The sequence below is a fragment of the Pseudomonas sp. PS01270 genome, assembly GCF_029959775.1.
Taxonomy (GTDB): domain Bacteria; phylum Pseudomonadota; class Gammaproteobacteria; order Pseudomonadales; family Pseudomonadaceae; genus Aquipseudomonas; species Aquipseudomonas atacamensis.
Genome location: NZ_JASCPT010000224.1, coordinates 1 through 4,101, shown reverse-complemented (window position 1 = coordinate 4,101; position 4,101 = coordinate 1). Strand labels below are relative to the sequence as shown.

Genomic DNA, 4,101 nt, shown 5'->3' with positions numbered 1-4,101 from the left:
CGCTGAAAATGCTGCGCCGGATCAAGCCTTCGCGAGCAGGCTCGCTCCCACAGGGATAGTGGTGTGCCAATAATGAAAAAGGCGACCCGAAGGTCGCCTCTTTTTGAGCGGACGCTGCGATCAGAATTCGTGATCGGCGCTGTCCGGGTTCAGGTCGCTGATGCCCAGTTTGCCGGCAGCGGCTTCGATCGAGCCGGTCTGCTTGACCAGCGCGGCGATGGCGTCGCGAACCACCTGGTTGCCAGCGGTGTTGCCGGCAGCGATCAACTGGTCGTAGTGCTCACCCTTGTTGGCGTGATCGACCATGACCTGGATCTTCGCTTCGGTCGCGGCCAGATCGGCTTTCAGCGCGGTGTCGGCAGCCGGATCGGCCTTGGCCACCAGCGACGACAGGCTGGCGCCGGTCATCTTGGTGCCGTCAACACGGGTGTACTCGCCCAGGTAAACGTTACGCACGCCTTTGGCGTCGTAGAAGTGCGAGTAGTGGGTGTTGTCGCTGAAGCAATCCTGCTCGTCTTCGGGGGAGTTGGCTTCCAGGGAAACCTTCATGCGTTCGCCCGCCAGTTCACCCAGCGACAGGCTGCCCATGCCGAAGAGCATTTTGCGCAGGCCGGTTTCGCCTGGCTCGGCTTCCAGGGTGGCGCGGTAGTTGTCGGCCACGTTCGGCTTCCAGTTGCCGACCATTTCTTCCAGGTCGCTCACCAGCAGTTGGGTCACGGCTTTCAGGTAGGCACGACGACGCTCGTTATGACCACCGGTGGCGCCGGCGCCTTCCAGATAGTCCGAGGCCGGACGGTTGCCAGCGCCAGGGCCGGTGCCGTTCAGATCCTGGCCCCAGAGCAGGAATTCGATCGCGTGGTAGCCGGTGGCAACGTTCGCCTCGGAACCGCCCAGCTCGTTGAGGCTGGCGAGTTTTTCCGGGGTGATTTCTTTCACGTCGACTTTGTCTTCGCCGACCTGCACTTCGGTGTTGGCAATGATGTTGGCGCTGGCGCCCGGGTTACCCAGTGCGTGCTCGTAGGATTTGTCGACGTAGTCGATCAGGCCTTCGTCCAGCGGCCAGGCGTTAACCTGACCTTCCCAATCGTCAATGATGGTGTTGCCGAAGCGGAATACTTCGCTCTGCAGGTACGGCACGCGTGCGGCGACCCAGGCAGCCTTGGCGGCTTTGAGGGTGTCGGCGTTCGGCTTGGCGAGGAACGCGTCGACCGCGCTCTGCAGGGTTTTCGCGGTGGATTCGGCATCGCTGTAAACGGCGAAGACCATGTCGGCGTAGTGCGCGACCACAGCCTTGGCGGCGGCATCGTCAACTTTACCGGCGGCAGGAGCAGGTGCAGCGGCAGGGGCTGGAGCAGCACTGCTGGAAGCCGGAGTCATTTCGGAGGCTTTTTCTTTGTCCTTGCCTTCGCCGCAACCGGCGAGGGAAATAGCGATGGCCAGCAGACTGGCGGTAGCCAGAGGCATACGAATCATGGCGAACATCCTGCTTCGGTAGTTGAGTGGACTGGCGCCGGTGGCGCGCAAAACTGCGACATAATGCAAATCTTTCGCATTATGTGTAAAGGCGTGCTTGGAAATATTTCTTATTTAGGCAGGTGTGATGGCGCGATCTCTCGCTTTCAGAGAATCGCCGCGTTGCTGCGTTGCGCCTGCTTGAGGTAAATACCCAGCTCCCGCGCTGGCAGCGGTTTGCTGTAGTGGTAGCCCTGACCTTCGTGGCAACCCTCGGAAATGATGTAGCTTTCCTGCTCGGCGGTTTCCACGCCTTCGGCAATCACCTGCATGCCCAGGCTCTTGCCCAGTTGAATGATCGCGCGAACGATGGTCGCGTCATCGTCGTCATCGAGCAGGTCCTGAACGAAGCTCTTGTCGATCTTGATCTTGTCCAGCGGCAGGCTTTTCAGATAACTGAGGGACGAGTAGCCGGTGCCGAAGTCGTCGATCGCGATCAGCGCACCGGAGCGGCGCAGGCTGAGCAGATGCTGGGCGGCGGTGGTGATGTCTTCCATCAGGCCGGTTTCGGTGACTTCCAGTTCCAGACTGCGCGGCGGCAAGCGGTACATCTGCAACAGGTTGTTGACCACCCGCGGCAGCTCGGCGTGGTGCAGTTGCACGGTGGACAGATTGACCGCCATGCGCAGATCGACGAAACCCTGATCGTGCCACTCGCGCAATTGCTTGCAGGCCTGATCGAGCACCCACTCGCCGATGGCGATGATCGTGCCGTTCTGTTCGGCCAGCGGGATGAACAGGTCCGGAGGCACCAGACCGTGTTCCGGATGTTGCCAGCGAATCAGCGCTTCGACGCCGACCACGCGGTGATCGCGATAGCTGATCTGCGGCTGATAGACGAGGTAGAACTGGTCGCGGATCAGCGCATCGCGCAGGTCTTTTTCCAGCTCGCGACGACGGCGCATCTCGCTGTCGACGCTGGCGATATAGAACTGATAGCGATTGCGCGAGCGGGTCTTGGCCAGGGTCATGGTCTGTTCGGCTTTCTGCAACAGCTTCTCGGTGCTGTCGCCGTCCTCCGGAAACAGGGTGATGCCGATAGTCGCGCGCAGGCGGATTTCATGATCGTCGAGGGCGAAGGGCGCCTCGAGGTCATCGAGAATGCTTTGCGCCAGTTCTGCTGCTTCGTAAGGCTGTTCAATGTCGGCCTGCACCAGCGCGAACTGATCGCCGCCGAGGCGAGCGAGCGCGCCAAGACGACCACTGTGGGCACGTAAACGATCGGCCAGGGCCAGCAGCAATTGGTCACCGGTCTGGTAGCTGAATTGCTCGTTGATGCCCTTGAAGTCATCCAGGCCGACGCACAACACCGCGACGCGGCGCTGCAGCTTGCCGGCATCGACGAGAATCTTGTCCAGTTGCTGCTGCAATTGCTGGCGGTTCGGCAGACCGGTGAGGAAGTCGTACTGGGCCATGCGCAGCAGGCTGTTTTCCGCTTCGTGGCGCAGGTGGGTGTTGCGTTCGATGGACTCGAGCAACTGGTTGGCGGTGTTGATCCACAGGCCCAGTTCGTTTTTTTCGTGGCCCTTGATCTGCGGAATCTTGTGCTCGCTGGGACGATCGGGGTTGATCTCGGTGAGGTGCTCGATGATTCGCGACAGCGGTTTGGTCAGCAGCCAGTGATAGACCAGATACAGCACCAGGCCCAACGCCAGTGCCCGCAACACCCCGGAAATGAAAATGATCACCGAGCTGACGATAAACCCTTCGCCATAGGTGGCGGTGTCGAGGGTGATGCTCAGGTCGCCGTAGTATTCGCTGTACGGACCGCGGCCGACCAATTGCGTGGTGAAGGTGCGTTCCTGGCCGAGAATCAGGTCGGTCAGCCATCGGCTGTTGGAATGCTGCAGCTCGCGGGATTTCTGCGCCAGCATGGCTTCGTTGGGGTGGCCGATGGAGGCCTGACGCACGGCGTCGTCCTGGAACAGCCCTTCGATCACCTGCATGCCCATTTCCCGGTCCAGGCTGTACACGGCCTGGGTCGATGGATCGCGGAACATGTCGAGGATGCGCTCGGCGTCGCCGGCAACCGCCTGACGGGTCTTGTAGGCATCGAAGACAATCTGCGCGCAGCTCAAGACTACGCCTACGATCAATGCCGACAGGAGCACGACCCGGAGCAACTTCACCGACAAGCTGTTCTTGAGTTCCAGCTTCAAAGGGTTATTCCTTGTTCCGTGCGGGTAGCGTCAAGTTGCCATGAGTATTGGCAATCCCGGGTTGGCAGTCAAAGGGACAATCGGGCACGGGAAAAGTCGCCGTGATCCTGGCCGCAATGTCGTCATTTGAGTAATAGCTCTGAATTAACTGTGTCGGTTGCAGTTGCCTTCAACTTGAGCACTGGGTCAAAGATTTTTTCTTGCCTGTGATGGTAGTCGGCTGGGGGCTGGCGGCAAACGGCGCGAAGCTGCTTTTATCGTGCGAGAAACGCCATGCGCCGGGCATAAAAAAACCCGACCGAACAGACTGTGTGAAAACGCACTAACGGCGGTTCCAGCAAACGCCCCGACTTGTTCGGGGCGTTTGCTTTTGTGCTCACAGCAAACGAAAAAAGGCGTTTCAGCCCATCAGCGCCATCATCTGGCGCAC

The 4,101-nt window shown here is 60.1% G+C and carries 2 protein-coding genes; both read right to left on the bottom strand.

Features of this window, described 5'->3' with window-relative positions; all coding sequences use genetic code 11:
* Positions 1-120 precede the first annotated feature (120 nt).
* Positions 121-1,473: an imelysin family protein gene (locus QMX86_RS27550; RefSeq protein WP_016773429.1), complete on the bottom strand. Its 1,353-nt coding sequence runs from the start codon at positions 1,471-1,473 to the stop codon at positions 121-123.
* A gap of 146 nt (positions 1,474-1,619) precedes the next feature.
* Positions 1,620-3,671: a bifunctional diguanylate cyclase/phosphodiesterase gene (locus QMX86_RS27545; protein ID WP_110646249.1), complete on the bottom strand. Its 2,052-nt coding sequence runs from the start codon at positions 3,669-3,671 to the stop codon at positions 1,620-1,622.
* Positions 3,672-4,101: the final 430 nt, after the last annotated feature.

What these genes read in the sequence shown, in the direction of transcription:
- QMX86_RS27550 (WP_016773429.1), bottom strand. Translation starts at nt 1,473, where the DNA reads ATGATTCGTATGCCTCTGGCTACCGCCAGTCTGCTGGCCATCGCTATT.